Source organism: Hungatella sp. (assembly GCF_046966825.1).
On the sequence record NZ_JBKVCZ010000249.1, the window covers coordinates 1 to 3,773 of the forward strand.

Consider the following 3,773-nt stretch of genomic DNA (forward strand, 5'->3'; position numbering starts at 1 on the left):
GCCAGAAGCTGATTCAACGTCTGCTCCCTCTCATCGTTGCCGCTGAAGCCGCCGCCGTCACGTTTCTTACCGATGGTATCGATCTCATCGATGAAGACGATACAGGGGGCCTTCTCGTTAGCCTGCTTAAACAGATCCCTTACCTTGGAAGCGCCCATGCCGACAAACATCTCTACGAATTCCGAACCGGAGATGGAGAAGAACGGCACGTGTGCCTCACCCGCCACGGCTCTGGCGAGAAGCGTCTTGCCGGTACCAGGAGGGCCAACCAGCAGCGCGCCCTTCGGAAGGCTGGCGCCGATATCCGCATATTTCTGCGGGTTATGGAGGAAATCCACGATTTCCTTCAGGGCATCCTTGGCCTCTTCCTGGCCCGCCACGTCGGCAAAGGTCTTGCCGGTCTCCGACTCCGCGTAAATCTTGGCATTGGATTTTCCAAAGGTCATGGCATTGCCGCCGCCCATACGCTTCTGCATCTGCTTCGCCATCATATTCCCAAGGAATACGAATATCAGAATCGGAAGAATCCAGGTTAAGAAAAATGACAGCAGCGGATTCACCGGCTCCACAATTGTCTTCTGGAAATTGATTTCTTTATGAGCCAGAAGCCGTTCGGTCAGCTGTTCATCCGGCCACGGGCCTGTCTTATACGTCGCGTATATCTCTTTTCCATTCCTGTCCTTCTCGCCTGTGTTCGCAATAAACTGGATTTCCGAGTCCGTTCTGGCGACATCCGTCACCTGCCCGGCGTCCACCTTCTCAAGGAACGTACTGTACGGCACCTCGATCACGGTTCTGGACTGTATCCACGGCACCATCAGCGCGTTGAACAGAATCATGACGATCATGACGATTAAATAGTAGTATATAAATGGTTTTCTTGGGCTTTTATTGTCGTCCTCATTTTTGATACCCATGCTTTTTCTCCTTTATCCGCCAGTTACTTATTAAGAACCTCTTCCACAAATGCTTCCGCATCCCGGAAATCCTGTTCATCGGGATGAAGCATTCCCTCCTCGTACGCGGCTATCATCGTCCGGATCTGGGCGGAATCGTTGATGGCCTGCATCTGTTTGTAACGGTCCAGTACCTGTGGCATCATCTTGCCGCCGCATAGAAAACAGCCCAGATACTCATTATCCTCAGGCACAAAGACGGACACCCGGTTCTCCACCTGTTTAAAATACTCACTGCTTCCGCCCATCCCGCAGGTCCCGAAGAGAGCCACCTTCTTGCCGTGCAGACCGGAAAGGAATTCCATCACACGGCTCCCGCAGGTGCCTCTGTCATTCCAGAAGCCCACGAAGTAGGTATCCGCCTCCTCGTCACGCAGCTCCTCCAGCCTCTGGATATCCTTCGAACGGCCCGGTAATGAATCGAATATTTTCATCGCTACTTTTTCTGTATTGCCTGTATTGCTTGTATAAACAACCAAATAATCCATGATCCTGCCTCCTCGCTATGAGCACTCACATTCCTCTAGTAATAAAATATACCTAAAATTCACATATATCAAGATCAAATCGGAAATGTTTATCTACTTTATGTTTTTTTAAGATTTTATTGTTTTTATTTTATATCTTTTCAGAATTTTTCTGTGAATTTACGCACTGTAGACAGGTTCCTTTTTCCACCGATGCTCTCGAAAGCGTGAGAATCAGTTTTCGCTTCCCCGGTTCCAGTCCCGGGAGATGGCCTCCGTCATGCCTTCCACCGTGAATCTGGCAGCTGTCACATCTGCCTTTCTTCCGTGCTCCTCCAGCTTTCTGGCCGTAATATCGCCGATACACACCACACGAATCCCGTCCAGAAGCGCGGTCACGTCTTCACCCGCATTTTCAAAGAAGGCGTCCACTCCGGAACCGCTGGCAAACGTTAAGTAATCCGCTTTTTTGAGGGATTCCGCCATTTCCTTCGCTCCCTTTCTCCGTTCTGCCACATCGTAAAGGACAATATCATCGTACACGATTCCGGCGCTGTCCAGAATCTCAACCAGTTCCGGCGAGCCTTTGAAGGACCTCGGGATCAGGAGGCGTTCCCCCTCCTTCACAACGCGCTTAAGCCCCTCGGCAAGGGCGGCCGCGCAGTACTCCTCCGGCGTGTAATCCGTCGTAAATCCGTACCGGAGCAGTTCCTTTGCCGTTCCCTTACCCACAGCGGCAAACTTCACATGGCCGAGCCTGCGGTTATCCCCTCCGCTCTCCAGAAGGCCGAGAAAGAACTCACGCACCGCATTGGCGCTGGTAAATACGATCCATCTGTAATCCGCCATTCTCTCATAGGCGGTCTTCATCGCCTCACCGGACCGGTGGGATTCCAGTTCCATGCTGAGGACACACTCTGTATAGGCTCCCGCCTCCTCCAGACTCTTTCTCAGCTTGGCTGCCAGCAGATCCGTTCCGGTCACCGCCACTCTGGCGCCTTCCAGAGGCTCGTGGTACGTGGAGGCGAAATCCAGCGCAGTCACTTCCCCCACAACGATGATGGCCGGGGTTCCAATCCCTTCCTCCGCCACCCGCTGTTCCATGGTGTCAAGCGTTCCGCGCACGACGCGCTGTCCCGGCAGCGTGCCCTTTTCGATGACCGCCGCTGGCGTGCTTCCCGGTTTTCCGTTCTCCATAAGCCCTTTTACGATCAGCGGAAGATGAGACAGCCCCATGAGAAAGATCAGAGTGCCCGAAAGCTTTGCAAACTCCGAGAAATCGAGAGGCAGCTTTCCCGCCTCCGTCATGGTATGGCCGGTCATGATATGAAAGCTCCTGCTGACGGCCCGGTGCGTCACCGGAATCCCCGCCGATGCCAGCGCGGCGACCGCCGATGTGACTCCGGATACCACCTCAAAAGGAATGCCTTCCCGGGAAACAGCCATCACCTCTTCCCCGCCGCGTCCAAAGACGAAGGGATCACCGCCCTTTAACCGGACCACGTTCTTTCCCTCCCTGGCCAGATCCACCAAAAGCTGATTGATCTCCTCCTGCTTCATGTAGTGGCAGCCTGCCTTTTTTCCCACGTATATCCTTTGGCTCTCCTCCGGAACCTCGTCTAAAAAGCGCTCGGACGCCAGATGGTCGTAAACCACCACATCACATTCCCGCAGCCTCTTTAACCCTTTTTCCGTAATCAGTCCCGGATCTCCAGGGCCTGCTCCGACCAGAAATACTTTACCCGTTTCCTTCATCTCTATCTCAGTCCTTTCGCCGCGCGTTCCGCAAGAAGATCCAGCTCCCCGGTCCCGCCTGTCAGATACACACGCTTCGTTTCTCCGTTCCGCCTGTTGATTCCAAATACTTCGATCTGTTCGTTCCTGATTCTGGAGTACACGCCGATCGGTTCGTGACAGCCCGCCTCCAGCAGCTTTAAGATCTTCCGTTCCAGTATGAGGCACGTCTTCGCCTCCTCGTCCTGGATGCGCACCGCCAGCTCGCAGGTCCTGTCCTCGATCCGCCCCTCCACGGCCAGAATTCCCTGTCCTCCGGCCGGAATAAACATCTCACAGTCAAAGTAATGAAAATCATACATCCCATTTGTCTCAAAATACTCCTCCAGACCGTCAGCCGGAGGATTTACCATCTTCATGCGTTTCAGGCCTGCAGCGGCCAGAATAATCGCGTCATAGAGGCCTTCATCCATCTTTCTGATCCTCGTCTGGATATTTCCCCGGATATCTTCGCACCGCACAACTGAACCGGGCCACAGCTTCTTTCCCAGCGCCTCGATCTGAAGCCTCCGTCGTAAGCTGGAGGTGCCGATAACAATCTCCTTTTTCGCGCTTA

General features: G+C 53.6%; 3 protein-coding genes and 1 pseudogene. All 4 read right to left on the minus strand.

What is annotated here, in order from left to right; translation table 11 throughout:
* Positions 1–917: ATP-dependent metallopeptidase FtsH/Yme1/Tma family protein (locus ACLTD4_RS33255; RefSeq protein WP_412331947.1), on the minus strand; the 917-nt coding region annotated here is incomplete at its 3' end.
* 23 nt (positions 918–940) lie between these two features.
* Positions 941–1,444: a flavodoxin family protein BilS gene (gene bilS / locus ACLTD4_RS33260; protein ID WP_055656288.1), complete on the minus strand. Its 504-nt coding sequence runs from the start codon at positions 1,442–1,444 to the stop codon at positions 941–943.
* A 213-nt stretch (positions 1,445–1,657) separates the two neighbouring features.
* Positions 1,658–3,178 carry a uroporphyrinogen-III C-methyltransferase gene (cobA, locus tag ACLTD4_RS33265; RefSeq protein WP_117620913.1) on the minus strand — a complete coding sequence of 507 codons (1,521 nt, stop codon included), beginning with the start codon at positions 3,176–3,178 and terminating at the stop codon, positions 1,658–1,660.
* A gap of 2 nt (positions 3,179–3,180) precedes the next feature.
* Positions 3,181–3,773, minus strand: a pseudogene (locus ACLTD4_RS33270) (hydroxymethylbilane synthase); the annotation flags it as partial.

Bases quoted from the DNA above. Each gene is read 5' to 3' on its own strand.
- cobA (WP_117620913.1), bottom strand. From the start codon at position 3,178: ATGAAGGAAACGGGTAAAGTATTTCTGGTCGGAGCAGGCCCTGGAGAT.
- bilS (WP_055656288.1), bottom strand. From the start codon at position 1,444: ATGGATTATTTGGTTGTTTATACAAGCAATACAGGCAATACAGAAAAA.